General features: G+C 56.0%; 31 protein-coding genes. 29 read left to right on the forward strand and 2 right to left on the reverse strand.

The window, feature by feature from the left end; genetic code table 11:
* Positions 1 to 137 precede the first annotated feature (137 nt).
* Entirely contained in the window at positions 138 to 1,733 is a 1,596-nt protein-coding gene (locus B4113_RS11765) for a CTP synthase (protein WP_033021911.1), read from the forward strand.
* A gap of 149 nt (positions 1,734 to 1,882) precedes the next feature.
* Here B4113_RS11765 and B4113_RS11770 read toward each other — a convergent pair whose 3' ends face one another.
* A complete protein-coding gene (locus B4113_RS11770; protein WP_033021913.1) occupies positions 1,883 to 2,404 on the reverse strand; it encodes a DUF2529 domain-containing protein in 522 nt (173 codons plus the stop codon).
* Between the two features lie 122 nt (positions 2,405 to 2,526).
* Between B4113_RS11770 and B4113_RS11775 the strand changes: the two genes are divergently transcribed.
* The 14 genes from B4113_RS11775 to B4113_RS11840 all read left to right on the forward strand — a co-directional run bounded on the left by B4113_RS11775 (position 2,527) and on the right by B4113_RS11840 (position 14,904).
* Positions 2,527 to 2,889 (forward strand): response regulator, encoded by a 363-nt coding sequence (locus B4113_RS11775; RefSeq protein ID WP_033021918.1) that lies wholly within the window; start codon positions 2,527 to 2,529, stop codon positions 2,887 to 2,889.
* Between the two features lie 158 nt (positions 2,890 to 3,047).
* A complete protein-coding gene (locus B4113_RS11780; protein WP_033021920.1) occupies positions 3,048 to 3,911 on the forward strand; it encodes a class II fructose-bisphosphate aldolase in 864 nt (287 codons plus the stop codon).
* Positions 3,912 to 3,992: 81 nt separating this feature from the next.
* Positions 3,993 to 4,634 carry a fructose-6-phosphate aldolase gene (gene fsa / locus B4113_RS11785; protein WP_061912529.1) on the forward strand — a complete coding sequence of 214 codons (642 nt, stop codon included), beginning with the start codon at positions 3,993 to 3,995 and terminating at the stop codon, positions 4,632 to 4,634.
* A gap of 130 nt (positions 4,635 to 4,764) precedes the next feature.
* Positions 4,765 to 6,051 carry a UDP-N-acetylglucosamine 1-carboxyvinyltransferase gene (locus tag B4113_RS11790; RefSeq protein WP_033020533.1) on the forward strand — a complete coding sequence of 429 codons (1,287 nt, stop codon included), beginning with the start codon at positions 4,765 to 4,767 and terminating at the stop codon, positions 6,049 to 6,051.
* 32 nt (positions 6,052 to 6,083) lie between these two features.
* Positions 6,084 to 7,046, forward strand: a complete 963-nt coding sequence (gene glpX, locus B4113_RS11795; protein ID WP_033020531.1) for a class II fructose-bisphosphatase — start codon at positions 6,084 to 6,086, stop codon at positions 7,044 to 7,046.
* Positions 7,047 to 7,314: 268 nt separating this feature from the next.
* The gene (gene rho, locus B4113_RS11800) at positions 7,315 to 8,589 is read left to right on the forward strand and encodes a transcription termination factor Rho (RefSeq protein ID WP_033020530.1); all 1,275 of its coding nucleotides are present in this window, start codon (positions 7,315 to 7,317) and stop codon (positions 8,587 to 8,589) included.
* Between the two features lie 341 nt (positions 8,590 to 8,930).
* Complete coding sequence (rpmE, locus tag B4113_RS11805) at positions 8,931 to 9,131, forward strand: 50S ribosomal protein L31 (RefSeq protein WP_033020529.1); 201 nt, start codon at positions 8,931 to 8,933, stop codon at positions 9,129 to 9,131.
* 129 nt (positions 9,132 to 9,260) lie between these two features.
* On the forward strand, positions 9,261 to 9,881 hold the full coding sequence (locus B4113_RS11810) for a thymidine kinase (RefSeq protein WP_033020528.1): 621 nt from the start codon (positions 9,261 to 9,263) through the stop codon (positions 9,879 to 9,881).
* 392 nt (positions 9,882 to 10,273) lie between these two features.
* Complete coding sequence (locus B4113_RS11815; protein WP_033842861.1) at positions 10,274 to 10,714, forward strand: hypothetical protein; 441 nt, start codon at positions 10,274 to 10,276, stop codon at positions 10,712 to 10,714.
* A gap of 94 nt (positions 10,715 to 10,808) precedes the next feature.
* Complete coding sequence (prfA, locus tag B4113_RS11820) at positions 10,809 to 11,885, forward strand: peptide chain release factor 1 (protein ID WP_033020524.1); 1,077 nt, start codon at positions 10,809 to 10,811, stop codon at positions 11,883 to 11,885.
* Entirely contained in the window at positions 11,875 to 12,741 is an 867-nt protein-coding gene (gene prmC, locus B4113_RS11825; RefSeq protein ID WP_033020523.1) for a peptide chain release factor N(5)-glutamine methyltransferase, read from the forward strand. The genes prfA and prmC overlap by 11 nt, the downstream gene beginning before the upstream one ends.
* 35 nt (positions 12,742 to 12,776) lie before the next feature.
* Positions 12,777 to 13,601, forward strand: a complete 825-nt coding sequence (spoIIR, locus tag B4113_RS11830; RefSeq protein WP_051985084.1) for a stage II sporulation protein R — start codon at positions 12,777 to 12,779, stop codon at positions 13,599 to 13,601.
* A 38-nt stretch (positions 13,602 to 13,639) separates the two neighbouring features.
* Positions 13,640 to 13,855 carry a hypothetical protein gene (locus tag B4113_RS11835; RefSeq protein ID WP_033020521.1) on the forward strand — a complete coding sequence of 72 codons (216 nt, stop codon included), beginning with the start codon at positions 13,640 to 13,642 and terminating at the stop codon, positions 13,853 to 13,855.
* The gene (locus tag B4113_RS11840) at positions 13,852 to 14,904 is read left to right on the forward strand and encodes an L-threonylcarbamoyladenylate synthase (protein WP_061912530.1); all 1,053 of its coding nucleotides are present in this window, start codon (positions 13,852 to 13,854) and stop codon (positions 14,902 to 14,904) included. The genes B4113_RS11835 and B4113_RS11840 overlap by 4 nt, the downstream gene beginning before the upstream one ends.
* Before the next feature lie 246 nt (positions 14,905 to 15,150).
* On the opposite strand, the gene B4113_RS11845 is transcribed toward B4113_RS11840, so the two are convergent.
* A complete protein-coding gene (locus B4113_RS11845; RefSeq protein WP_033020518.1) occupies positions 15,151 to 15,366 on the reverse strand; it encodes a hypothetical protein in 216 nt (71 codons plus the stop codon).
* A 107-nt stretch (positions 15,367 to 15,473) separates the two neighbouring features.
* Between B4113_RS11845 and B4113_RS11850 the strand changes: the two genes are divergently transcribed.
* From B4113_RS11850 to B4113_RS11915, 14 genes are all read left to right on the forward strand, one after another.
* Positions 15,474 to 16,025 (forward strand): manganese efflux pump MntP family protein, encoded by a 552-nt coding sequence (locus B4113_RS11850; protein ID WP_033020515.1) that lies wholly within the window; start codon positions 15,474 to 15,476, stop codon positions 16,023 to 16,025.
* Between the two features lie 449 nt (positions 16,026 to 16,474).
* Complete coding sequence (locus B4113_RS11855) at positions 16,475 to 16,921, forward strand: low molecular weight protein arginine phosphatase (protein WP_061912531.1); 447 nt, start codon at positions 16,475 to 16,477, stop codon at positions 16,919 to 16,921.
* A 26-nt stretch (positions 16,922 to 16,947) separates the two neighbouring features.
* Complete coding sequence (locus B4113_RS11860; protein WP_033842867.1) at positions 16,948 to 18,237, forward strand: methyl-accepting chemotaxis protein; 1,290 nt, start codon at positions 16,948 to 16,950, stop codon at positions 18,235 to 18,237.
* A gap of 158 nt (positions 18,238 to 18,395) precedes the next feature.
* Positions 18,396 to 18,848 carry a ribose 5-phosphate isomerase B gene (gene rpiB / locus B4113_RS11865; protein ID WP_033842868.1) on the forward strand — a complete coding sequence of 151 codons (453 nt, stop codon included), beginning with the start codon at positions 18,396 to 18,398 and terminating at the stop codon, positions 18,846 to 18,848.
* Positions 18,823 to 19,428 carry a TIGR01440 family protein gene (locus tag B4113_RS11870; protein WP_369802260.1) on the forward strand — a complete coding sequence of 202 codons (606 nt, stop codon included), beginning with the start codon at positions 18,823 to 18,825 and terminating at the stop codon, positions 19,426 to 19,428. Before rpiB ends, B4113_RS11870 begins: the two co-directional genes overlap by 26 nt.
* Positions 19,429 to 19,516: 88 nt before the next feature.
* On the forward strand, positions 19,517 to 20,755 hold the full coding sequence (glyA, locus tag B4113_RS11875; protein ID WP_033842870.1) for a serine hydroxymethyltransferase: 1,239 nt from the start codon (positions 19,517 to 19,519) through the stop codon (positions 20,753 to 20,755).
* A 44-nt stretch (positions 20,756 to 20,799) separates the two neighbouring features.
* Entirely contained in the window at positions 20,800 to 20,961 is a 162-nt protein-coding gene (locus tag B4113_RS19900) for a hypothetical protein (RefSeq protein WP_160331375.1), read from the forward strand.
* A 45-nt stretch (positions 20,962 to 21,006) separates the two neighbouring features.
* Positions 21,007 to 21,636, forward strand: coding sequence for a uracil phosphoribosyltransferase (upp, locus tag B4113_RS11880; RefSeq protein WP_033020503.1), 630 nt, complete (start codon positions 21,007 to 21,009; stop codon positions 21,634 to 21,636).
* Positions 21,637 to 21,919: 283 nt separating this feature from the next.
* On the forward strand, positions 21,920 to 22,141 hold the full coding sequence (locus B4113_RS11890; RefSeq protein ID WP_033842872.1) for an AtpZ/AtpI family protein: 222 nt from the start codon (positions 21,920 to 21,922) through the stop codon (positions 22,139 to 22,141).
* A gap of 4 nt (positions 22,142 to 22,145) precedes the next feature.
* Positions 22,146 to 22,553 (forward strand): ATP synthase subunit I, encoded by a 408-nt coding sequence (locus B4113_RS11895; protein ID WP_051962586.1) that lies wholly within the window; start codon positions 22,146 to 22,148, stop codon positions 22,551 to 22,553.
* A complete protein-coding gene (gene atpB / locus B4113_RS11900) occupies positions 22,543 to 23,256 on the forward strand; it encodes a F0F1 ATP synthase subunit A (protein ID WP_033020498.1) in 714 nt (237 codons plus the stop codon). The genes B4113_RS11895 and atpB overlap by 11 nt, the downstream gene beginning before the upstream one ends.
* A 47-nt stretch (positions 23,257 to 23,303) precedes the next feature.
* Positions 23,304 to 23,522, forward strand: coding sequence for a F0F1 ATP synthase subunit C (gene atpE, locus B4113_RS11905; RefSeq protein ID WP_011232830.1), 219 nt, complete (start codon positions 23,304 to 23,306; stop codon positions 23,520 to 23,522).
* A gap of 122 nt (positions 23,523 to 23,644) precedes the next feature.
* Positions 23,645 to 24,178, forward strand: a complete 534-nt coding sequence (locus B4113_RS11910; RefSeq protein WP_200878282.1) for a F0F1 ATP synthase subunit B — start codon at positions 23,645 to 23,647, stop codon at positions 24,176 to 24,178.
* Positions 24,175 to 24,711, forward strand: coding sequence for a F0F1 ATP synthase subunit delta (locus tag B4113_RS11915; protein ID WP_033020492.1), 537 nt, complete (start codon positions 24,175 to 24,177; stop codon positions 24,709 to 24,711). The genes B4113_RS11910 and B4113_RS11915 overlap by 4 nt, the downstream gene beginning before the upstream one ends.
* Positions 24,712 to 24,716: the final 5 nt, after the last annotated feature.

Genomic DNA, 24,716 nt, shown 5'->3' on the forward strand with positions numbered 1-24,716 from the left:
GCCGGTACAATGTGTGTTGGGCTCTTGAAAACGCACGGATGGATCGCTCCCTTACGGATGTAAGCGGAGCGTTTTTTATTTGCAGCTTTCGCAAACACTGAAACTGTCATGGTAATTTCGGCAAGGGGGAAGACAAAATGACGAAGTACATTTTTGTGACCGGCGGCGTCGTTTCCTCGCTCGGAAAAGGGATCACGGCGGCATCGCTCGGGCGGCTGTTGAAAAACCGCGGCCTGAACGTGACGATCCAAAAGTTTGACCCGTACATCAACGTCGACCCAGGGACGATGAGCCCGTACCAGCACGGTGAGGTGTTCGTCACCGACGACGGTGCGGAGACAGACTTGGATTTAGGGCATTATGAACGGTTTATCGATATTAATTTGAACAAATATAGCAACGTCACGACCGGGAAAATTTATTCCGCCGTCATCCGCAAAGAGCGGCGCGGCGACTACCTAGGCGGCACGGTGCAAGTCATTCCGCACATTACCAACGAGATCAAAGAACGCGTTTTCCGTGCCGGACGAGAAACGAACGCGGATGTCGTCATTACGGAAATCGGCGGCACGGTCGGCGACATCGAATCGCTCCCGTTTTTAGAGGCGATTCGCCAGATCAAAAGCGACGTCGGCCGCGAAAACGTCATGTACATCCACTGCACGCTCGTGCCGTACATCAAGGCGGCCGGGGAAATGAAAACGAAGCCGACGCAGCATAGCGTCAAAGAATTGCGCAGCCTCGGCATCCAGCCGAACGTCATCGTCGTGCGCACGGAAATGCCGATGCCGCAAGAAATGAAAGACAAAATCGCCCTCTTTTGCGACATCGATCCAAAAGCGGTCATTGAAGCGCGCGATGCCGACACGCTGTATGCGGTGCCGCTCATGCTGCAGGAGCAAAAGCTCGACCAAATCGTGTGCGAACATTTGCGCCTCAACTGCCGTGAAGCGGACATGACCGAATGGAAAGCGCTCGTGGAGAAAGTGCGCAACTTATCGAAAACGACGAAAATCGCCCTCGTCGGCAAATACGTCGAGCTTCCGGACGCCTATATTTCGGTTGTTGAGGCGCTCCGTCATGCGGGGTATGCGTTTGACACCGACATCGATATTCAGTGGATCAATGCCGAGCATGTGACGCGGGACAATGTGGCCGATCTGTTGAAAGAAGCGGACGGCATTTTAGTTCCGGGTGGGTTTGGCGATCGCGGGGTTGAAGGGAAAATGGAGGCGATTCGCTACGCCCGCGAGCAGCGCGTGCCGTTTTTCGGCATTTGCTTAGGAATGCAGCTCGCGTCGATCGAATTTGCCCGGAATGTCGTCGGCCTCTCCGGCGCTCATTCCTCCGAATTTGATGCCAACACGCCGCATCCGATCATCGACTTGCTTCCGGAACAAAAAGATGTCGAGGACATGGGCGGCACGCTCCGGCTCGGCTTGTATCCATGCAAGCTGCAGGAAGGTACGCTTGCTTATGCGGCTTACGGCGACAAGGTCGTTTACGAGCGCCATCGCCATCGGTATGAGTTCAATAATCAATACCGTTCGATCATGGAAGAGCACGGGTTTGTTTTCTCCGGCACGAGCCCGGACGGCCGGTTGGTCGAGGTGATCGAGCTGAAAGACCATCCTTGGTTCGTCGCTGCGCAGTTTCACCCGGAGTTCACCTCGCGCCCGACGCGGCCGCAGCCGCTGTTCCGCGAGTTTGTCAGAGCGTCGCTGAAACAATGACGAAAACGGAGCTGTCCCAAAAAGCCACCGAACAGCTTTTTGGGTTCAGCTCCCTTTCTTTTTTAAGCACGATGCCCGTTGACTTAGGTGCGGCTTCTCTTCCTTTTTCCTTCAGCCGACAGGAGAGCGCACATTTTGGATGGCGAGCGTTATTCATATTCCGATAAAATTTCATCGAGCAACACGCGCAGCCCGTAGTAGACGAAGGAAGCGGTGATGATCGTCGGCATGCCGATGCGGCGGCCGTCTTCGGTTGGCACGAGCGGACGGGAAAGTTTGCTGTCGATAAAGACGGTAGCTATATCGGCCAGTCCGGGGTCATCCTTGACGAGCGCCGCGACGGCCACTGCATCGACGCCGTGTGCCTGCAGCTGTTCGACGAGGCGAATGGCCTCACAATCATTGGAAAAGCGAGCGAAGAGAAGCGCGCGATCCGTTTCCCGCCAATCACTGGTTGCCGTCGGTTCCATCCGTTTGGCTTTCGGCAACGGATCAGGGCCAAGAAGCGCGGTGGCGGCGACCGCATCGAGTTCACCGCTGCCATACAGCCAAATGCGTCCATCGCCGATAGCGGCCTGGGCGAGCAGACGCGCCCCGTCTTCGATGGCCGGTTCCTCGTCAGCCGCGATTTTTTGCAGCAGTCCGATCGTTTGGGTCGTCAAAATTTTCATTGTTCGGCCTCCTTTCGCCGTTATTATACAAAACATGCAAATGTCAAGAAAAGCAGGCAGGAAATACGTTCGGGAAATGCGAAAGATTAATAGAAAGAACAAAAGAATAGAGGTGCATAGCGGTGGAAAGCAAAATCTTAATTGTTGATGACCAATACGGCATCCGCATTTTGTTAAACGAAGTGTTTCAGCGGGAAGGATATGCGACCTATCAGGCCGCCAACGGCATGCAGGCGCTCGAAATCGCTCGCAAGCATCGCCCCGATTTAGTGCTTTTGGACATGAAAATTCCCGGCATGGATGGCATTGAGATTTTAAAGCGGCTCAAAGACATCGACCCTGATATGAAAGTGATCATCATGACCGCCTATGGCGAGCTGGATATGATTCAAGAAACGAAAGAGCTCGGAGCGCTGATGCATTTTGCCAAGCCGTTTGACATCGATGATTTGCGCGCGGCGGTCAAAAAATGCTTGGCGCTGTAAAGAGAGGCTTCGCGGGCTGCCAGCTGCCGGGCTCCGAATGGAAATGTTGCTGTTTTGCCGGCAAGTTGGTATGCTTATAACGTAGATGCCCTTTGCGCCTGCCGGTTCACGTTCCGCTTGGGTGGCAAGGGCGATGATCAGCGAAGGAGGATAGAACCATGCCGTTAGTATCAATGAAGGAGATGCTCAACGACGCGCTGCGCGGCAAATACGCGGTCGGCCAGTTCAACATTAACAACTTGGAATGGACGCAAGCCATTCTAGCGGCGGCCGAAGAAGAAAAATCGCCGGTCATTCTCGGCGTTTCCGAAGGAGCGGCCCGCTACATGAGCGGGTTTAAAACGGTCGTCAACATGGTGAAAGGCTTGATGGAAGACATGAACATCACGGTTCCGGTCGCCATTCACCTAGACCATGGCTCGAGTTTTGAAAAATGCAAAGCAGCCATCGACGCTGGATTCACCTCGGTCATGATTGACGCCTCTCATCATCCGTTTGAGGAAAACGTCCGCATCACCTCGCAAGTCGTCGAATATGCCCATGCGCGCGGCGTTTCGGTTGAAGCCGAGCTCGGCATCGTCGGCGGGCAGGAAGATGATGTCGTCGGCGAAGGGATTATTTACGCCGACCCGAAAGAATGTGAAGAGCTTGTCAAACGGACGGGCATCGACTGTCTCGCTCCGGCTCTCGGCTCGGTGCATGGCCCGTACAAAGGGGAACCGAAGCTCGGATTTGCCGAAATGGAACAAATCCGCGACCTGACCGGCGTCCCGCTCGTGCTCCACGGCGGCACCGGCATTCCGACCGAACAAATTCAGCGCGCCATTTCCCTTGGCACATCGAAAATCAACGTCAATACCGAAAACCAAATGGCGTTCACGAAAGTCGTCCGCGAGCTGCTCGCTAGCGACCCGAACGTTTACGACCCGCGCAAAATCATCGGTCCGGGTCGCGATGCCATCAAAGCGACGGTCATTGGCAAAATGCGCGAGTTCGGTTCGTCTGGCAAAGCGGCGCAATAACCTTGTCCAACCGGCGGGTTCGCCCGCCGCTTGGACTGGCCTGCTTGTTTTCGTCTCATCATGAACGAAGGAGGGTCCGCCATGAAATTTTTCATTGATACGGCCAATTTGGAAGAAATTAAACATGCTCATGAACTTGGGATTTTGGCTGGGGTGACGACCAATCCGAGCCTTGTGGCGAAGGAAAACGTGTCATTCCACGAGCGGCTCCGCGAAATTACATCGATCGTTTCCGGTTCGGTCAGCGCCGAAGTCATCTCGACCGATGCGGGCGGCATGATCGAAGAGGGCGAGGAGTTGGCCAAAATCGCCCCGAACATCACGATTAAAGTGCCGATGACGCCGGAAGGGCTAAAGGCGGTGAAAACATTCAGCGAAAAAGGCATCAAAACGAACGTTACGCTCGTGTTTACCGCCAACCAAGCGCTGCTGGCTGCGCGCGCTGGCGCCACCTACGTCTCGCCGTTTCTCGGTCGCCTCGACGACATCGGCCACAACGGCTTGGAGCTCATTTCCACCATCGCTGACATTTTCAACATTCACGGCATTGAGACGGAGATCATCGCCGCTTCGATTCGCCATCCGCACCATGTGACAGAAGCCGCGCTGCGCGGAGCGCATATCGCCACCGTGCCGTACAAAGTGCTGATGCAGCTGTTCCACCATCCGCTGACCGATCAAGGGATCGAGAAGTTTCTTGCCGACTGGAATCGGAAACAATAACAGGAAAGCCCTTCGGTTTCTCGGTGAAGCGGGCCCGCCTTTTTTTGTCTTGCGCTGGGCGTTCGGCCCGCGGCGCTGCATTCTCGGCCTGCAAAGGAAGCCAACTTCTGTGCAAAGAAGGGAGACGACGATGGATAAAATCAAAATCATCGGCGGGGAGCGGCTGCGCGGGACGATCAAAGTGAGCGGCGCGAAAAACAGCGCCGTCGCCTTGATTCCGGCCGCGATTTTGGCCGAGTCGCCGGTGACGATCGAGGGATTGCCGGATATTTCCGATGTGCGCATTTTAGGAAGCTTAATCGAAGAAATCGGCGGGGCGTTTTCATTTGACGGCAAAGAGGCGGTTATCGACCCGACGGATATGGTGTCCATGCCGCTCCCCAACGGGAAAGTAAAAAAACTGCGCGCCTCGTACTATTTGATGGGAGCGATGCTCGGCCGCTTCAAAAAAGCGGTTGTCGGCTTGCCGGGCGGCTGCCACCTTGGACCGCGCCCGATCGATCAACATATTAAAGGGTTTGAGGCGCTCGGCGCCACGGTGACGAACGAGCAGGGCGCGATTTATTTGCGCGCCGAGGAGCTGCGCGGGGCCCGCATTTTTTTGGACGTCGTCAGCGTCGGGGCAACGATCAACATCATGCTGGCGGCGGTGCGCGCCAAAGGGCGGACGATCATTGAAAATGCGGCGAAAGAGCCGGAAATCATCGATGTGGCGACATTGCTGTCGAACATGGGCGCGAAAATCAAAGGAGCCGGCACCGATGTCATTCGCATTGACGGCGTCGAAAAATTATCGGGCTGCCGACACGCCATCATTCCGGACCGGATCGAAGCCGGAACGTATATGATTGCCGCTGCGGCCACTGGCGGCGAGGTCATCGTTGATAACGTCATCCCTCAGCACGTTGAGTCGCTGACGGCGAAATTGCGCGAAATGGGCGTGCGCGTCGAGACGGGCGAAGATCAGATTTTGGTCGCCGGCACCGAGGTTTTGAAAGCGGTTGACGTCAAGACGCTCGTCTATCCAGGGTTTCCGACCGATTTGCAGCAGCCGTTTACCGCATTGCTGACAAAGGCGAACGGGACAAGCGTCGTCACCGATACGATTTACAGCGCCCGCTTCAAGCATATCGACGAGTTGCGGCGCATGAACGCCAACGTCAAAGTCGAAGGCCGCTCGGCCATTGTCACCGGCCCGGTCAAGCTGCAAGGGGCAAAGGTGAAAGCGAGCGATTTGCGCGCCGGGGCAGCGCTTGTCATCGCCGGGATGATGGCGGAGGGGATGACGGAAATCACTGGCGTTGAGCATATCGACCGCGGCTACAGCGGCTTGGTGGAAAAACTGTCCGACATCGGCGCTGTCATTTGGCGCGAAAAAATGACTGATGAAGAAGTGGAACAAGTGAAAAACGCGTAACACCAAGGGCAAAGGGGAAGGGGAGAACAACGATGGAGCGAAGCTTGTCAATGGAACTCGTGCGCGTCACCGAGGCGGCGGCGCTGGCCGCCGCTCGCTGGATGGGGCGCGGGAAAAAAAATGAAGCCGACGAGGCGGCGACATCGGCCATGCGCGACGTATTTGACACCGTGCCGATGAAAGGGACGGTCGTCATCGGGGAAGGAGAAATGGACGAGGCGCCGATGTTGTACATCGGGGAAAAACTTGGCAACGGCTACGGTCCGCGTGTTGATGTCGCGGTTGACCCATTGGAAGGGACAAACATCGTCGCCTCAGGGGGATGGAACGCCTTGGCGGTCGTCGCCGTCGCTGATCACGGTCATCTGCTTCACGCCCCGGACATGTACATGGAAAAAATCGCGGTCGGCCCGGAAGCGGTCGGGATGATCGACATCGAAGCGCCGATCATTGACAATTTAAAAGCAGTAGCGAAAGCGAAAAATAAAGACATTGAAGACGTCGTTGCCGTTGTTCTCAATCGCCCGCGCCACGAGCGTCTCATCCACGAGCTGCGCGAGGCCGGCGCCCGCATCAAGCTCATCAATGACGGTGACGTCGCTGCTGCCATCAATACGGCGTTTGACCATACCGGCGTCGATATTTTGTTCGGCTCCGGCGGCGCGCCGGAAGGGGTGCTTGCGGCCGTCGCGCTGAAATGCCTTGGCGGCGAGCTGCAAGGGAAACTGCTGCCGCAAAATGATGCCGAACTTGAGCGGTGCAAACAAATGGGGATCGACGTCAACAAAGTGCTGCGCATGGACGACCTCGTGAAAGGGGACGACGCGATTTTTGCCGCCACCGGTGTCACCGACGGGGAACTGCTGCGCGGCGTGCAGCTGAAGGGAGCATACGGCCTCACCCACTCGGTCGTCATGCGCGCCAAGTCGGGCACCGTTCGCTTCATCGAAGGGCGGCATAGCTTGAAGAAAAAGCCGAATTTGGTCATTAAGTGACCTGCCTTCCATCTCGGCTTGACGGCGGCGCCGGCCCCTCGCGCCGCGCCCCGCCGAAAAAAACAAAAAAAGATTGATTAAAAGGGAGAAAAAGGGGTAAAATAGTCGTGTTGCCTGTGCAAAAATAAGCTCTGCCATTCTACTTTCCTTTTATTCAGCCTTCATTATCTTCGAAACGAATGATCCCTTCGCCCGTGGAAATTGATGATCGATATATCCGAATGCGCACGATGGGAGAATAGGAAACTTTGCAAAGCGTGGTGTCGAGATGGAACTAACGTTAGCGGCCTTAGAAAACATGAAATTAAAAGAGCTGTATGAGCTCGCCAAACAGTACAAAATATCATACTATAGCAAGTTGACGAAAAAAGAGCTTATTTTTGCCATTTTGAAAGCGCGTGCCGAACAAGACGGCCTCTCTTTCATGGAAGGCGTTCTCGAAATCATACCGTCCGAAGGGTTTGGCTTTTTGCGGCCTGTCGGTTATTCCCCGAGCTCGGAAGACATTTACATTTCCGCTTCCCAGATTCGCCGTTTTGATTTGCGCAACGGGGATAAAGTGTCTGGAAAAGTGCGACCACCAAAGGAAAATGAGCGCTACTTCGGCTTGCTTCACGTCGAGGCGGTCAACGGCGAGGATCCAGAGATCGCCAAGGAACGCGTTCACTTTCCGGCGCTGACCCCGTTATATCCAAACCGGCAAATGAAATTGGAGACGACCCCGGACAAGCTGTCGACCCGCATCATTGATTTGATCGCCCCGGTCGGTTTTGGCCAGCGCGGATTGATCGTCGCGCCGCCCAAAGCTGGGAAAACGATGCTGCTAAAGGAAATTGCCAACAGCATCACGACCAATCATCCGGATGTCGAACTCATCGTTCTCCTCATTGATGAACGGCCGGAAGAGGTGACCGACATTGAGCGGTCGGTGCAAGGCGAAGTGGTTAGCTCGACGTTTGACGAAGTGCCGGAAAACCATATCCGCGTGGCGGAGCTCGTTTTGGAGCGGGCGATGCGGCTAGTCGAACATAAGCGCGATGTCGTGATTTTGATGGACAGCATCACGCGCCTCGCCCGGGCGTACAACCTCGTCATTCCGCCGAGCGGCCGCACGCTGTCGGGCGGGATTGATCCGGCGGCGTTTCACCGGCCGAAGCGGTTTTTCGGCGCGGCGCGCAACATTGAGGAAGGCGGCAGCCTCACGATTTTGGCAACGGCTCTCATCGACACCGGATCGCGCATGGACGATGTCATTTACGAAGAGTTTAAAGGCACCGGCAACATGGAGCTGCACCTCGATCGGTCGCTCGCCGAGCGCCGCATTTTCCCGGCGATCGACATTCGCCGCTCGGGAACGCGCAAAGAGGAGCTGCTCATTCCGAAAGAGCATTTGGACAAATTGTGGGCGATCCGCAAAACGATGGCTGATTCGCCGGACTTTATTGAGCGGTTTTTGAACAAGCTGCGCCGCACAAAGTCCAACGAAGAGTTTTTCGCCTTGCTCGATCAAGAGTGGAAAAACGGAGGTCCACTCCGCATTTAAGGAGGCCCAACACAAGCGGGCGGCGCGGTCAGGACGAGGTCTGGCTCTTGGTTGGCGCCGGCGCGTTTCGCCTCGCTCCGTTGCCGCCGCGGCTCAGCGGGGTTTCCTGTATTTGTCGGGATTTGCCCGTTGCAAAACCTCAGAAAAGCTGTTATAATCTTGTCATGTGTGTTTCGATTGGGCCATCACAAGGTTGTACGTAAAACGGTCTTTGTCGGCCGCGGGCGTCTGTGGATGCGCTCCGGCCGTTCTGAACGCAGCGCTTCCCCGGCTAGGCGGAAGCGCCCCACGAATGAATCACTCTGTTTCGACGAGATCCAGGGCGGAAGGAGATGAAAACGATGAAACAAGGGATCCATCCAGCGTACAAAAAAGTCATCGTCCGCTGCGCATGCGGCAACGAATTCGAAAGCGGTTCGGTCAAAGACGAACTGCGCGTGGAGATTTGCTCGGAGTGCCATCCGTTCTTCACGGGCAAACAAAAATTCGTCACCGCCGCGGGCCGCGTGGACAAATTCAATAAAAAATACGGCCTTCAATAACAAGGACGAGCGAAAGCAGGCAAGCGGACACTTGCCTGCTTTTTCGTGAGAACGGATGCCGGCGCTTGTTGCTCGCGTTTGCTTCGGCGCCCGTCTAGATGATAGTGTGGTGTGAAAGGAGAGGCCTCCATGTATGTGATGACACAGTCCGGCTGGCTGGAAGTCATTTGCGGCAGCATGTTCTCCGGCAAGTCGGAAGAATTGATTCGCCGCGTTCGCCGCGCCCAGTTCGCCAGGCAGGAAGTGAAAGTATTCAAGCCAACGATGGACAACCGTTACAGCGATGATGCGGTCGTTTCGCACAACGGCAATTCGGTGATCGCCATTCCGGTCGCGACGCCGGAGGAAATGTTCCGCTACATTACCGCCGCGACCGATGTGGTCGCCATTGACGAAGTGCAATTTTTTTCCGATGACATCATCGATGTCGTGCAAACGCTCGCCGACCGCGGGTATCGCGTCATCGCCGCTGGGCTCGACCAAGATTTCCGCGGCGAGCCGTTCGGGCCGGTGCCGACGCTGATGGCGATCGCGGAATCGGTGACGAAATTGCAGGCAGTATGCACCGTCTGCGGCTCCCCGGCCAGCCGGACGCAGCGGTTGATTAACGGTGTCCCGGCCTCTTATGATGATCCCGTCATTCTTGTCGGCGCCAGCGAAGCGTATGAGCCGCGCTGCCGCCATCACCATGAAGTGCCGGGCAAACCGCCCAAACGCCCCCACTCCTTGGCTGAGCATGCCGGTGAGTGAGAAGGAAAAGTTTCATGGGCAGCGCGGTCTGCCCTCTACTCGGGGATGAAAATCGGCTTCAGTTCAGCATTTTCGTGGAAAAGTTTCATGGGCAGCGCGGTCTGCCCTCCACTCGGGGATGAAAATCGGCTTCAGTTCAGCATTTTCGTGGAAAAGTTTCATGGGCAGTGTGATCTGCCCTCCACCAGAGGATGAAAATCCGCGTCAGTTCGGCATTTTCACGGGAAACGAAGCGGTGCTGTCAAGCCGGCGCATGCCGGGGCCATAGCGGGCGCAGATCGCGGCAAGAGCGGCCGGCGCGCCTTGGCTGTCGGCCGGTGAACAAGCGGGCGAATGATGGAAGAAATATTGCCGTCGGTCATGGACATCCTAACAGCAAGGAGGCGAAATCAATGAAACGCATTGGGCTGTTAGGATGTGCTTTGCTTCTTTCCGCTTGTTCGCTGCGTCCGGATCATCCGTCGTATCGCCAGCAAAGCGAGGACAAAAACGGCGCGCGCCTCATGACGGAGGAGCGGCCGAACATCGACGCGGATCGCGACCTGTACAACCGTTTTGATGACCCGGAGAAAACGCGGCAAAACCCGAATTTCATCAGTCTAACGGAAGGAAGCGAAAACCAGCGCGCCGATCTGCGCAAGGCGGTGCAACTGATTGAACGTCATACCGACGACCGCGTCGATTCTATTTGGTTTCATGGCAGCAATCTGTATGTAACGGTCGATGCGCCGGATACGCTGTCCGCTAAAGAGCGACAGCACGAAGCGCGCCGCATCGACCAGCTGTTGACCAAAGCGATTCCAACATACGAAATCATCGTCCGCGTCAACTGACAGCTCCCGCTTGCCGAAGGCGGGGGTTTTTGTTTGGCCGCGTTTCGTGGTATAATCTAAAATTAGACTGTGTGCAAAAACAGAGGTGAATCATGTGTTTGACCGGTTGGAAGCTGTCGAACAACGGTACGAAAAATTGAATGAGCTGCTGATGGACCCCGACGTCATCAACGATCCGAAAAAGTTGCGCGATTATTCGAAAGAACAAGCCGATTTGGAGGAAACGGTGCAAACATACCGGGAATACAAGTCGGTTCGCGAGCAGCTCTTGGAAGCGAAAGCGATGCTCGAAGAAAAGCTGGAACCCGAGCTGCGCGAGATGGTGAAAGAGGAAATTGCTGAGCTCGAAGAACGGGAAGAGGCGCTCGTTGACAAGCTGAAAGTACTGCTTTTGCCGAAAGACCCGAACGATGAGAAAAACGTCATCATGGAAATCCGCGCCGCCGCCGGTGGCGAAGAGGCGGCGCTGTTTGCCGGCGACTTGTACCGGATGTATACGCGCTATGCGGAATCGCAAGGGTGGAAGACGGAAGTGATCGAAGCGAGCCCGACCGGCCTCGGCGGCTATAAAGAAATCATTTTTATGATCAACGGCAAAGGGGTGTATTCCAAGCTGAAGTTTGAAAACGGCGCCCATCGCGTCCAGCGCGTCCCGGAAACGGAATCAGGCGGGCGCATCCATACGTCAACGGCAACGGTCGCCTGCCTGCCGGAGATGGAAGACATCGAAGTCGAAATCAACGAAAAAGACATTCGCGTCGACACGTTTGCCTCCAGCGGACCCGGCGGGCAAAGCGTCAACACGACGATGTCGGCCGTGCGCCTCACCCATATTCCGACCGGCATTGTCGTCACGTGCCAAGACGAAAAATCGCAAATCAAAAACAAAGAAAAAGCGATGAAAGTGTTGCGCGCCCGCATTTATGACAAATACCAGCAAGAAGCGCGCGCTGAATACGACCAAACGCGCAAGCAAGCGGTCGGCACCGGCGACCGTTCCGAGCGCATCCGCACGTACAACTTTCCGCAAAACCGCGTTACCGACCATCGCATCGGGCTGACGATCCAAAAGCTCGACCAAGTGCTCGATGGGCATTTGGATGAAATCATTGAGGCTCTTATTTTGGATGACCAAGCGAAAAAATTGGAGCAAGCGAACGATGCGTCGTAACGTGCATGAAGTCCTCGCTTGGGCTTCTTCTTTTTTGCGCGCCTACGGAAAAGAGGAGCGGGCGGCGGAGTGGCTATTGTGCCACCATTTGCGCACCGATCGGGCCGGGCTGTTCGCCCGTTGGCGCGAGCCGGTCGCGGAAGCGGTGTACGAGCGGTTCGCGGCCGATGTGCGCCGCCATGCCGTAGACCATGTACCGGTTCAATATTTGATCGGCCACGAACGGTTTTACGGACGGCCGTTCCTTGTGAACCGCCATGTGCTCATTCCGCGCCCGGAAACGGAAGAGTTGGTGCTTGGCGTCCTTGAGCGCGTGGCGCGCCTATTTGCCGGCCGCGAGCGGATCGATGTCGTCGATGTTGGTACCGGAAGCGGAGCGATCGCGGTGACGTTGGCGCTCGAGAACAAGGCGTTGTCGGTGACCGCCACCGATATTTCCGAAGCGGCGCTCGCCATTGCCGGGGAAAATGCCCGGCGGCTCGGGGCGAACGTTTCGTTTTTGCGCGGCGACTTGTTGCAGCCGCTCATCGAACAAGGGCGAACCGTCGATGTGGTCGTTTCGAATCCGCCGTACATTGCCGAGACGGACGCCGCTATGCTTTCCCCGGTGGTGAGAGACTACGAACCGCACACGGCCCTTTTCGGCGGCCGCGACGGCTTGGATTTTTACCGCCGCTTTGCCCGCGAGCTGCCATTGGTGTTGAAAGAAACGGCGCTTGCGGCTTTTGAGATTGGCGCCGGGCAAGGGGAGGCGGTGGCCGCCCTGTTGGCGACGGCGTTTCCGGAGGCGCGGGTCGAAGTGGCCTTTGATTTGAACGGCAAGGATCGAATGGTTTATATGACAAGAAAAAATTAGATTCATAGGTTTAAAACAAAGCGGCACCGTCCACAATGAATGATGAAAGGACGGTGCCAATCATGCGGATAAAAGGAAATGCGATAGCCGTATGTTTATATATGATTCTATTAGCGACAGGTGTGCTCGTTCATCTGTATGGCCAGCAGACGAACGCCGGGGCGAACGCGGCGGTCGTCATTCCCAATGACGCGATCCGCCTGCGCATTTTGGCGAACAGCGATGCCGCGCAAGACCAGGAGCTGAAACGGAAAGTGCGCGATGCGGTCAACGCGCAAATCAACGGGTGGGTGGCCGAATTGACATCGCTGGCCGAAGCGAAGCGCGTCATTCGCTCCCATTTGCCGGACATTGAACAAACCGTCGCTCGCGTCCTTCGTGATGAACGAAGCCACCAGCCGTACAAAGTGGAGTTTCGGCCGGTTCGTTTTCCGACGAAAGTGTATGGCGATTACGTATACCCAGCCGGCACGTACGAGGCGGTCTTGATTACCCTTGGGGAGGGAAAAGGGGCGAACTGGTGGTGCGTCCTGTTTCCGCCGCTTTGCTTCCTTGATTTTTCCAACGGTGATGCCGTTATGATGATGGCGAGCCAGACGCCGAATCACGGGCCGGGCCAGCCGAACGGCGAGGATGAGACGGTTCGGGAAGAAAAGGTGGAGCCGCGCGGACGGGAAACGGTTAGTTCAGCCAAGGAGGCGGCCGGGGGAGCGAGTCAAGCTGGGTCAAACGGCGACGCAGGTTCCGTTCAAACCGATGATGGCGAGGAGCGAAAGTCTTCCTTGGCTGTAACCGAGGCGGAGCAACCGGTCGAAGTGAGATTTTTCTTCAAAGAATGGTTCGACCGCCTCGTTCCGTAAAAGCGGTCACGGCCGGTGAGCGAAGAGGGGAAGAGCGTTTGAAAAGCGTTGCGGCGGCCGTGGCCTCCACCCTAGCCAGCGTTAGGTTGGGCACGCTGATGGCAGTTGTCCACATAGTTATCCACAAAAACAACAAACTTATTCACATTTTGTGTATAACTTTTAAGAAAAGCCGGGAAGGGGATCTGGCAAGGAACGAAAATCGGCTTGATTTCAAAACGAACGACGGCGATGAAGAAGGTGAAACCGATTGAAAACGCGTGTTTGGGTTGTGGATAATATTGTTGATAAACAACAGTCTTATCCACAAATACGGGAAGCGGCCGAGTGGCTGCGAGTAGGAGAGGTTGTCGCGTTTCCGACTGAAACGGTGTACGGACTAGGGGCCGATGCAGCGAATACGGAGGCGGTGGAAAAAATTTTTGCCGCCAAAGGCCGGCCGAGTGACAATCCGCTCATCGTTCACGTCGCGACGATGGCGCAGGCGGAGTCCGTAGTGGCGGCGATTCCGCCGCTGGCTAGGACATTGATGGAGCGGTTTTGGCCGGGCCCGCTCACGCTCGTGTTGCCGAAACGGAAAGGAGCCGTGTCCGAGCGCGTGACTGCCGGGCTTCCGACTGTGGCGGTGCGCATGCCCGCGCATCCGTTGGCGCTCGCCTTGATCGAGGAAAGCGGGTTGGCGCTCGCCGCTCCGAGCGCCAACCGTTCCGGCCGGCCGAGCCCGACGACGGCGGCCCATGTGCTCGCCGATTTAAACGGGCGCATTGCCGGGGTGATGGACGGCGGACCTACCGGCATCGGCGTCGAATCGACGGTGCTTGACTGCAGCCAGACAGTGCCGACGATTTTACGCCCCGGCGGAGTGACGAAAGAAGCGCTCATGGAGGTGATCGGTCATGTGGCTGAAGCGGCTGGTCAAGAACATGAGCCGGGGGCACCGAAAGCGCCGGGGATGAAATACACGCACTATGCACCGAAAGCGCCGCTTTGGATCGTTGCCGGTTCGCCAGCGTTTTTGCAGCGGCTCGTTGAGGAAAGCCGGGCGGAAGGAAAAGCGGTCGGGGTGTTGACGACCGAAGAACACCGCGGACAGTATGCGGCCGATATCGTCATTTCGTGCGGGACGCGCCGGGCGCTTGAGACGGTCGCCCGTCAATTATATGATGCGCTGCGTCGGTTTGATGACGCGAATGTGGACCTGGTTTACAGCGAGGCGTTTCCAGAAGAAGGAATCGGCGTCGCCTTGATGAACCGGTTGCGCAAAGCTGCCGGGGGGCGTGTCATCCATGAACAACACGAGTGAAGTTCATTTCCTTTCAAAAAAGTCATCGGGATTTTCCGGTCATCCATGAACAACAGGAGTGAAGTTCAACGGGTGCATGCGAACATCGATCGTTCGAACAGAGGTGTCATCCATGAGCAACCGGAGTGAAGCGGAAGCCGGTTCGTCTTGGCGCTCCGCCTCTCCAACCAGCCGAGTTTGGGGGGAACGAGCGAGTCGCGGCTTTTGAGGAGATCAAGGCGAAACTCGAACGACTAAAACGATTTTTTAAATCATGAGGCGCGGGGTTCCCGTTTCGCGTTCCGCTTCGGCGACAACGACGTCGGGAAGCCGCGTGTCGGGCAGCAACGCAGTCGGAATGAGAAACAGGCTGCTGGTGGGAGACGCTATATAGGAAAACGGTCGTGGGGGCTTCATCGCATTGGTGAGGCGCCCTTGTTTTTTGGCGTTAGCGCGATTGCTGCACCGGAATGACGCCCGCATGAAAGCTTCCTGGCATTGGGGGAGGTCCCTTTTAGCTCCCGCCCTATGTCTAAACCGTTTTGCGCGCGCATATGCTAGCAGTAAGGCCAGTCCGGGAGGGGAGAAACATGGGCGCGCTAGTCGGAGAAATGATGGCGCTGTCGATGATGGCGTTCGCACTGGGAATGGACGCATTTTCGGTCGCCTTGGGGATGGGGATGCTGCGTCTTCGGCTTCGGCAAATCTTTTACATCGGCCTGACGGTCGGCTTGTTTCACATTGTCATGCCGCTTGTCGGCATGGCCGTCGGCCGCCTGTTGTCGCGTGAATTAGGAAGCTTTGCGACGTATACGGGAGGCGCGCTGCTGTTATGGCTCGGCGGACAAATGATTGTCACCTCGTTTCGGCACGAGGGCGGCTCACCGCTGTTTCCGCGCGGGGCAGGGCTGCTTTTTTTTGCTTTTACCGTCAGTTTGGACAGTTTTTCGGTCGGGTTGAGCCTCGGCATTTTCGGGGCGCGGACGATGGCAACAATTTTCCTGTTCGGCTTGTTTAGCATGGGATTGACGTGGATGGGCCTGATTGTCGGTCGCCGCGTTCAGCAATGGCTTGGCGCATACAGCGAGGCGCTGGGCGGCAGCATTCTGCTGGCGTTTGGGTTCAAGCTGTTGTTCTGGTGACCGGCCTAGAAGGGCGGTGAAAAACCGCTGATTCCTTTCATCAATGGGAGAATGAGCGGAAAAGCAGGACCGATGTAACAAGGTTTTTCTAATTGAGAAATGACATGGTAAAGCGGTATCCACGATTAAATCACCAGCCCCCTAGGAGGCTGGTGAAAAACGGTTGTTTCTCTTGAGCAGTGGGGGAATGTTTGAGAGGCGCTCCTGATGCGACGAGGCTTATCCATTTGAGAAACAGGTTTGATCAGCGGCTTGCCCTCTTAAATCACCAGCCTTCTAGGAGGGACGCTTGTCAACCGCGATTTTGCCGTCCCGACGGAACGTTGCCCACCGGTTTTCGGGCGGGCGTTTTTCACCTCAGGCGGGGAAAAAACGGACTGCCTGCTTTTTTTTGCCCTTTTGCCTATGATATATTGATGATAAGTGATGGAAGGGGAAGAGGTGATGGCATGTCGTATCGCATTTTATTTGTCTGTACAGGGAACACGTGCCGGAGCCCGATGGCCGCGGCGCTTTTGGCCAACAAGCGGCTGCCCGGCGTCGAGGTCAAGTCAGCCGGTGTATTTGCCGCCGAAGGGAGCGAAGCGTCCGATCAGGCGAAGATGGCGTTGAGGGAAAAAGGCATTGAAGCGGAGCACCGCTCTTCATTGCTGAAAAAAGAGCACATTGATTGGGCGACCCATGTGCTGACGATGACATCCGGCCATAAGGAGATGATCATTCAACGTTTTCCAGAGGCGAAAGACAAAACGTTTACATTGAAGCAATTCGCGGCGGGAACGGACGGAGACATCGCCGATCCGTTCGGCGGGCCGCTCGAAGCGTATCGGGCAGCGCGCGATGAGCTGGAGGCGCTCATTGACCGCTTGGCGGAAAAATTGCGGACAGAGCTGTGAAAGGACGACGGATAAGGGGGAGAACGATGGGGAAGACGCAGCGCCGGTTTAGTTTGCGCTTGAAGCTCGTCATATTTGTGACGCTGTTGGCGCTTATCACTTATTCGACAAGTGCTCTGTATTTGTATGTGTTGTATGACTGGTGGTTTTCCGCCTTCAACAAAGGGGCGTTCACCATCGTCATTTTAGCGCTCGGCATTGCTTGGTCCGGAGCGCTCGCCTATTTTGCCGCCGGCTGGATCACCAAACCGCTGCAGCAGCTTGAGGAAGCCGCAGTGAAAGCGGCGAGCGGGCGCATCGAAGAAGACGTGCCACTGCCTTCGGCCAACGATGAAATCCGCTCGCTCGCTGTCGCCTTCAACCGAATGCTTGATCACTTGCGCGCCGTCATCGTCAACATTGAAACCCATGCGGCGCGGACGAATGAAAAGACGGCGGAAATGAAGCAGGCGTCTGAAGCGGCGGCCGGCCGCGCTCGGGAGATTGCGGCGACGATGGATGAGATTTCCAAAGGGGCTTCCGCATCGGCCGAGGCGGTTCAAGAAGCGGCGGAGGCGGCTGAAGATGTGCTTGCCATTGCCTTGAAGGTGAAAGACACCGCTGAACGGGCGGAGCGATCCGTGCAAGGGATGACGGAGACGCTCAAGGCGAGCCGTGAGCAGACCCATTCCCTCATCAGCGGCATTGAGCAGCTGGCCAACGATCAAGAGCTGTCGCGGGCAGCGGTCAAGCAGCTTGAAAAACACGCGAAACAAATCAGCCACATTACGTTGCTTGTCGCCGATATGGCCGAACAGACGAACTTGCTGGCGCTCAACGCGTCCATCGAGGCGGCCCGCGCCGGCGAACACGGGCGGGGATTCGCCGTTGTCGCCGAGGAAGTGCGCAAGTTGGCTGATGAAAGCGCGGCGGCGGTGAAACAAATTGCCGAATTGGTGAATACGATCCAAACCGAGGTTGCCCGGGTCGTCGTGCAAATGGACGAGCAAGCCGCCGCGGCGTCGGCCGAAGCGGCGAAAGGGAAACAGACGAATGAGGCGATCGCCGCTATGGCATCATCGGCCGGCGAAGTGATCCGCGCCGTTCATGACATCGCCGAGCTGGCGAAAAACCAAATGAGCCACATGGAGCGAGTGGCGGCGCAGACGCAAGAGGTGGCGGCGATCGCCGAGGAGACGTCCGCCGGAGCGCTTGAAGTGACGGCGGCCACTGAGGCGCAGACCGCGGCGGTCAGCGATGTGCATCAACTGGCAGGCGAGCTCGTGGAACAGGCGGAACAGCTGCAGGATGCGATCACCCGGTTCCGCGCTCGTTAGGCATGCTTGGCAGCAACGTGCGTGAACGAAAACAACCGATGTCTTTGGCCGCCTAATCGCCGGCAATGGAGGGTTTCGCCAAAAGCCTGTCCGGGAAACGGCGGCCCTTGCCATTCCCGCGGCGACGGCCGATCCCATGAACAGAAAGGAGAACGACGATGAAAGTTGCCATTGCTTCCGATCACGGCGGAATCCGCATCCGTGAGGAAATTAAAACGCTGTTGGATGAAATGGGAATTGAGTATACAGATTTTGGCTGCGACTGTGAGACGTCTGTCGACTACCCGGATTACGCGCTTCCGGTCGCTGAAAAGGTAGCGCGCGGTGAGTTTGACCGCGGCATTTTAATTTGTGGCACAGGTATCGGCATGACGATCGCCGCGAACAAAGTGAAAGGCGTGCGCTGCGCCCTTTGTCATGATGTATACAGCGCCAAATTGACGCGCATGCATAACGACAGCAACATCCTCGCGATGGGTGAGCGCGTCATCGGCCCGGGCTTGGCGCGCGAAATCGCCAAGGCGTGGCTGGAAACTGAATTTGAAGGTGGGCGCCATGCGCGGCGGATCGGTAAAATCGCTGAGTATGAAGACCGTCAAGGAGGGAAATAGCGTGGAGGCACAGCTTGCCAAATGGCAGCGACAATGGCAAGCGGTTTTGCGGGCGTTTCGCGAGCAGGTGCCGCTTGGGCGCGGCGATCTCGTAGTCATTGGCTGCAGCACAAGCGAGGTGTTGGGGGAACGAATCGGAACGGCGGGATCGATGGACGTCGCCGCTATGCTGTTTGCCGAACTGGAGGCATGGCGGCGCGACACCGGCATTGCCCTCGCTTTCCAATGTTGTGAACATTTAAACCGCGCCCTTGTCGTCGAGCGCGAAACGGCCAAAACGCACGGTTTGGAGATCGTCTCGGTCGTTCCGGTCCCTAAGGCGGGCGGCGCGATGGCGACTTACGCTTATCGGCAGTTCGCCGATCCCGTTGTCGTTGAGACCATTCGCGCCGATGCCGGCATCGACATCGGCCATACGCTGATTGGCATGCATTTGAAGCCGGTAGCGGTTCCCGTTCGGGTGCCAATCAAGCATGTCGGTTCGGCGTGCGTGACGTTGGCGAAAACGCGGCCGAAGCTGATCGGCGGCGCGCGGGCTGTCTACTCGTTGGAAAATCCGAACGATTCATGTTCTTTTTAGACCTTTTATTCACTTTTCCTTTGGATTTGCCGAGCGAAAGCTGATAAAATAAAAACGAATATTCATTGCGCATAAGGGGGAGCTAGTGATGAATCACTTGCCACAGCAAGATCCGCAAGTATTCGCCGCCATCGAACAGGAGCGGAAGCGGCAGCACACCAAAATCGAATTGATCGCGTCCGAAAATTTCGTCAGCCGCGCGGTGATGGAAGCGCAAGGGTCGGTGCTGACGAACAAATACGCCGAAGGCTATCCGGGCCGCCGTTATTATGGCGGTTGTGAATACGTGGACATCGTCGAAGAGCTAGCGCGCGAGCGGGCGAAGCAGCTGTTCGGGGCGGAGCACGCGAACGTTCAGCCGCACTCCGGAGCGCAGGCGAACATGGCCGTCTATTTCACCGTCCTCGAGCCCGGCGACACCGTGCTTGGCATGAACTTGTCGCACGGCGGCCATCTGACCCACGGCAGTCCGGTCAATTTCAGCGGCATCCAGTACAACTTTGTCGAATACGGTGTCGATCCGGAAACGCATGTCATCGACTATGACGATGTGCGCGAGAAAGCGCGCCTTCATCGGCCGAAGTTGATTGTCGCCGGCGCCAGCGCTTACCCGCGCGTCATCGACTTCGCCAAGTTCCGCGCGATTGCCGATGAAGTCGGTGCGTATTTAATGGTGGATATGGCTCATATTGCCGGTCTTGTTGCGGCAGGTGTTCACCCGAATCCGGTGCCGTACGCCCATTTTGTGACGACGACGACCCACAAAACGCTGCGCGGCCCGCGCGGAGGAATGATTTTATGCCAAGAGCAGTTCGCCAAACAGATCGACAAAGCGATTTTCCCCGGCATCCAAGGCGGCCCGCTCATGCATGTGATTGCCGCCAAAGCCGTCGCGCTTGGTGAAGCGCTGCAAGATGACTTTAAGGTGTATGCGAAACGCGTGGTAGAAAACGCCAAGCGGCTCGCTTCCGCTTTGCAAACGGAAGGGTTTACTCTCATTTCCGGAGGCACGGACAACCATTTGCTGCTTGTTGACTTGCGCCCGCAGCAGCTGACCGGGAAAACGGCGGAAAAAGTGCTCGATGAAGTCGGGATTACCGTCAACAAAAACACGATTCCGTACGATCCGGAAAGCCCGTTTGTCACGAGCGGCATCCGCATCGGCACGGCCGCCGTCACCACACGCGGCTTCGGCTTGGAAGAGATGGATGAAATCGCCGCCATTATCGGGCTCGCCCTGAAAAACAGCGACAGCGAACAGGCGCTTGGAGAAGCGCGTCAACGCGTGGCGGCGCTGACGGAAAAATTTCCGCTTTACCAAGACTAGCGGCGAAGGCCGCGGACGGGTCCTTCGGTTTCCGAAGACCGGCCGTGGGCACGACGGTGCACAACCCGCGTCCATCTGTTGGGACGCGGGCGTTTTCTTGTGCGGACAGCGGTGAACGACCGGGGCAAGCCGGCGCTCCGCGACCGTTGCCGCGCCGCGGCTGGCGAGCGCTTTCGCCAGTTGAACAGGCGCCGATTTTTCAGTAGAATGTATAGAAGTGTACCGCATACATACGGAAGAGGAGATGACCCATGGGAAAAGTGTACGTATTTGATCATCCGCTCATTCAGCACAAGCTCACGTACATTCGCGACAAACATACAGGGACGAAAGAGTTTCGCGAATTGGTGGATGAAGTGGCGACGTTGATGGCGTTTGAAATTACCCGCGACCTTCCGCTTGAGGAAGTGGAGATTGAAACTCCCGTCAGCAAGGCGAAAGCGAAGGTGATCGCTGGCAAAAAACTCGGCGTCATCCCGATTTTGCGCGCCGGCATCGGCATGGTGGACGGCATCTTGAAGCTCATCCCCGCAGCGAAGGTCGGCCATATCGGTCTGTACCGCGATCCGGAAACGCTCAAGCCGGTGGAATATTACGTTAAGCTGCCAAGCGATGTGGAAGAACGCGATTTTATCATCGTCGATCCGATGCTCGCAACCGGCGGTTCGGCAGTGGCGGCGATCGACGCGCTCAAGAAGCGAGGGGCGAAAAGCATTAAATTCATGTGCCTAATCGCGGCGCCGGAAGGAGTGAACGCGGTGGAAACGGCGCATCCGGATGTTGACATTTACATCGCTGCCCTCGATGAGCGGCTGAACGACCACGGTTATATCGTTCCCGGCCTCGGCGACGCCGGCGACCGGCTGTTCGGGACGAAATAAGGCTCTTAAGCGCCCCGCCGCGGAGCGGGGATTTGTTCGCGGTGAAAATGGTAAGCGTTTTCCCCGACCATCCGACCATCGCAAAGAGGCCAAAAATAAAATATACCATTATACAAGACAATTGTGAGAAAAAGATGAGAAATTGTCACAAATTATTAATATTTGCCCTGTGGAAACAAGGTTTTATGTGGGAACACATTGACATTGACCAAGCGGTATTGTATTCTTTACAAGGGGTAGATTGAGAAGGTTTTCATGTTGCAGTTAAAGGGTGTGCAGACCTATGTCCCCAAATCGGCGTCACCCCCTTCAAGCGATGGCGTTGATGTCGGCGATTGTGTCCCAATTGGTTGGTTGCGTCGTCATCGGCGTGTTTGGTGGCCGATGGCTCGATGGCAAGTTAGGCACGGAGCCGATCTTTCTGATCGCCGGTCTCTTGCTTGGCCTTGCAGCTGGTGTTTATGCCATGCTGCGGTTTATCAACCAATATTTCTCTGAGGAGTAAAGGAATGGATCATTTTCGAGCAATGCGCTTGCGGCATGTCAAGTACATATTGTATTTGCTCGCGATCTATACGCTTGGATTTGGATGGACGCCGTACAAAACCACCTTTCTGAGCTTGATTCTCGGCACGTCAATCGGTCTTCTGATCATCTGGAATTTAAGCTGGAAAATCGAAAAATTTGGGCAAGCGGTGACAGCGCGCAAGAAAGTGCGCACATTGGGCACGTTGACGCGGTTTTCGCTCGCTGCGTTGGCCGCCGTCATCGCATGGGCCTATCCACGCTATTTCGCCCCCGTGCCGACGATAGTGGGATTAATGACATCCTATCTTGTCATTGTAATAGATTTCCTCTTTCACAAATGGAAACATGACAAGCCGCATGAAAGCGAGGTGAATGATGATGGAGCATAAAGCGCCGCTTGTCAAATTTTTAGGCCTTACCTTTAATTTATCCGATATGTTGATGATCACGATCACCAGCTTGATCGTCTTCATCATTGCTGTGGCGGCTACTCGCTCGCTCCAATTGCGCCCGACCGGAATGCAAAACTTTATTGAGTGGGTGTTTGACTTTGTCAGGGGCATCATCAACAGCACGATGGACTGGCAAACCGGCGGCCGCTTTTTGACGTTGGGCGTGACGCTCATCATGTACGTCTTTGTGGCCAACATGCTCGGACTGCCGTTCTCCGTCCATGTGAACGGCGAGCTTTGGTGGAAATCACCGACCGCTGATGCGACCGTTACGTTGACGCTAGCCGTCATGGTCGTTGCCCTGACCCACTATTACGGTGTCAAAATGAAGGGAGCGGCCGAGTACGTTCGCGATTTTACCCGTCCGGTCGGCTGGTTGTTCCCGCTGAAAATCATCGAAGAGTTTGCCAACACGCTGACGCTCGGTTTGCGTCTTTTCGGGAACATTTACGCCGGGGAAATTTTGCTTGGCTTGCTGGCAAGCCTCGGCACGAACTATGGGGTGCTCGGGGCGGTGGGCGCGGCCATTCCGATGATGGTATGGCAAGCGTTCAGCATCTTTGTCGGCTGTATTCAAGCGTTTATTTTTACGATGTTAACAATGGTTTATATGGCGCATAAAGTCAGCCATGACCATTAATCTCCAGAATCATTTTACTACTGAAATTATAAGGAGGATATGTAGACATGAGTTTAGGTGTGCTTGCAGCTGCAATTGCGGTAGGTTTGGGAGCGTTGGGTGCCGGTATCGGCAACGGTTTGATCGTTAGCCGTACCATCGAAGGAATCGCGCGTCAACCGGAACTGCGTCCGGTTTTGCAAACGACGATGTTCATCGGGGTGGCCTTGGTTGAGGCGCTTCCGATCATCGGTGTCGTCTTCTCGTTCATTTACTTAGGTCGATAAGAAATTGGATGATGGAAAGTGATGGCGAAGTTCGTGTCAACGACCACCTTCGCCATTCCTTTATGTGCGATGTTGTACGATCGCGCCAGTGCGGCAGCTGTCGAAAGGAGTGAAACGCGGTGTTGTGGAACGCGAATGCATGGGTGCTCGGCGAAGCGGCGCATGGCATCAGCGGCGGCACGATCATTTACCAATTGCTGATGTTTATTATTTTGCTTGCTTTATTGCGCAAATTCGCTTGGCAGCCGTTAATGAATATCATGAAACAGCGCGAGGAGCATATTGCCAACGAAATCGATCAAGCGGAAAAACATCGCCAAGAGGCGGAAAAACTGCTTGAAGAACAGCGTGAACTGATGAAGCAATCGCGCCAAGAGGCGCAAGCGCTCATTGAAAACGCACGCAAGCTCGCTGAAGAGCAGAAGGAACAAATCGTCGCCTCGGCTCGCGCCGAAGCGGAACGGGTAAAAGAAGCGGCGAAGCAAGAGATCGAGCGCGAAAAAGAACAGGCGATGGCTGCGCTTCGCGAACAAGTGGCTTCCTTGTCTGTCTTCATCGCCTCGAAAGTGATTGAAAAAGAGCTGACGGAGCAAGATCAACGCAAGCTGATCGAAGCGTATCTCAAAGACGTCCAAGAGGCAGGAGAAGCGCGATGAACAACGAAACGATCGCCAAACGGTACGCAGCCGCCCTGTTTCAAATCGCGCTCGAACAAGGGCAGCTTGACCGAATCGAGGAGGATATTAGCGCCGTGCGCCAAGCGTTGGCGGAAAACGGCGAGTTTTTATCGCTTCTTTCGCATCCGAAGCTTTCGCTAGAGAAGAAAAAAGCGTTTGTCCGCGAAGCGTTCGCCGGCGTGTCCACTCCGGTGCAAAACACGCTTCTCCTTCTTCTAGAGCGCCATCGCTTCGGCCTTGTGCCTGAGCTGGCGAAACAGTTTCTCGCCCTCGTCGACGATGCGCGCGGCATCGCCAAGGCGGTCGCCTATTCGGCACGACCATTGACGGATGAGGAACTGCGGGCGCTCTCTGACGTTTTTGCGAAAAAAGTCGGAAAACAGACGCTTCACATCGAAAATATCGTTGACCCGGAATTGATCGGCGGCGTCAAGCTGCGCATCGGCAACCGCATTTACGACGGCAGTGTCAGCGGACAGCTTGAACGGATCCGGCGGCAGTTGATCGGCTAACATTT

Origin of the sequence: Geobacillus sp. B4113_201601, assembly GCF_001587475.1 — a bacterium.
Taxonomy (GTDB): Bacteria; Bacillota; Bacilli; order Bacillales; family Anoxybacillaceae; genus Geobacillus; species Geobacillus icigianus.

Excerpts from the sequence above, each read along its gene's own strand:
- glyA (WP_033842870.1), top strand. The coding sequence starts at position 19,517 with ATGAATCACTTGCCACAGCAAGATCCGCAAGTATTCGCCGCCATCGAA.
- B4113_RS11790 (WP_033020533.1), top strand. The coding sequence starts at position 4,765 with ATGGATAAAATCAAAATCATCGGCGGGGAGCGGCTGCGCGGGACGATC.
- B4113_RS11845 (WP_033020518.1), bottom strand. The coding sequence starts at position 15,366 with ATGCGGGCGTCATTCCGGTGCAGCAATCGCGCTAACGCCAAAAAACAA.
- prmC (WP_033020523.1), top strand. The coding sequence starts at position 11,875 with ATGCGTCGTAACGTGCATGAAGTCCTCGCTTGGGCTTCTTCTTTTTTG.
- fsa (WP_061912529.1), top strand. The coding sequence starts at position 3,993 with ATGAAATTTTTCATTGATACGGCCAATTTGGAAGAAATTAAACATGCT.
- B4113_RS11870 (WP_369802260.1), top strand. The coding sequence starts at position 18,823 with ATGAAGACCGTCAAGGAGGGAAATAGCGTGGAGGCACAGCTTGCCAAA.
- upp (WP_033020503.1), top strand. The coding sequence starts at position 21,007 with ATGGGAAAAGTGTACGTATTTGATCATCCGCTCATTCAGCACAAGCTC.
- B4113_RS11895 (WP_051962586.1), top strand. The coding sequence starts at position 22,146 with ATGGATCATTTTCGAGCAATGCGCTTGCGGCATGTCAAGTACATATTG.
- B4113_RS11780 (WP_033021920.1), top strand. The coding sequence starts at position 3,048 with ATGCCGTTAGTATCAATGAAGGAGATGCTCAACGACGCGCTGCGCGGC.
- B4113_RS11770 (WP_033021913.1), bottom strand. The coding sequence starts at position 2,404 with ATGAAAATTTTGACGACCCAAACGATCGGACTGCTGCAAAAAATCGCG.
- B4113_RS11810 (WP_033020528.1), top strand. The coding sequence starts at position 9,261 with ATGTATGTGATGACACAGTCCGGCTGGCTGGAAGTCATTTGCGGCAGC.
- atpE (WP_011232830.1), top strand. The coding sequence starts at position 23,304 with ATGAGTTTAGGTGTGCTTGCAGCTGCAATTGCGGTAGGTTTGGGAGCG.
- glpX (WP_033020531.1), top strand. The coding sequence starts at position 6,084 with ATGGAGCGAAGCTTGTCAATGGAACTCGTGCGCGTCACCGAGGCGGCG.
- rpmE (WP_033020529.1), top strand. The coding sequence starts at position 8,931 with ATGAAACAAGGGATCCATCCAGCGTACAAAAAAGTCATCGTCCGCTGC.
- B4113_RS11765 (WP_033021911.1), top strand. The coding sequence starts at position 138 with ATGACGAAGTACATTTTTGTGACCGGCGGCGTCGTTTCCTCGCTCGGA.
- B4113_RS11860 (WP_033842867.1), top strand. The coding sequence starts at position 16,948 with ATGGGGAAGACGCAGCGCCGGTTTAGTTTGCGCTTGAAGCTCGTCATA.
- rpiB (WP_033842868.1), top strand. The coding sequence starts at position 18,396 with ATGAAAGTTGCCATTGCTTCCGATCACGGCGGAATCCGCATCCGTGAG.
- B4113_RS11850 (WP_033020515.1), top strand. The coding sequence starts at position 15,474 with ATGGGCGCGCTAGTCGGAGAAATGATGGCGCTGTCGATGATGGCGTTC.
- B4113_RS11915 (WP_033020492.1), top strand. The coding sequence starts at position 24,175 with ATGAACAACGAAACGATCGCCAAACGGTACGCAGCCGCCCTGTTTCAA.
- B4113_RS11855 (WP_061912531.1), top strand. The coding sequence starts at position 16,475 with ATGTCGTATCGCATTTTATTTGTCTGTACAGGGAACACGTGCCGGAGC.
- B4113_RS11890 (WP_033842872.1), top strand. The coding sequence starts at position 21,920 with ATGTCCCCAAATCGGCGTCACCCCCTTCAAGCGATGGCGTTGATGTCG.
- rho (WP_033020530.1), top strand. The coding sequence starts at position 7,315 with ATGGAACTAACGTTAGCGGCCTTAGAAAACATGAAATTAAAAGAGCTG.
- spoIIR (WP_051985084.1), top strand. The coding sequence starts at position 12,777 with ATGAATGATGAAAGGACGGTGCCAATCATGCGGATAAAAGGAAATGCG.
- B4113_RS11815 (WP_033842861.1), top strand. The coding sequence starts at position 10,274 with ATGAAACGCATTGGGCTGTTAGGATGTGCTTTGCTTCTTTCCGCTTGT.
- atpB (WP_033020498.1), top strand. The coding sequence starts at position 22,543 with ATGGAGCATAAAGCGCCGCTTGTCAAATTTTTAGGCCTTACCTTTAAT.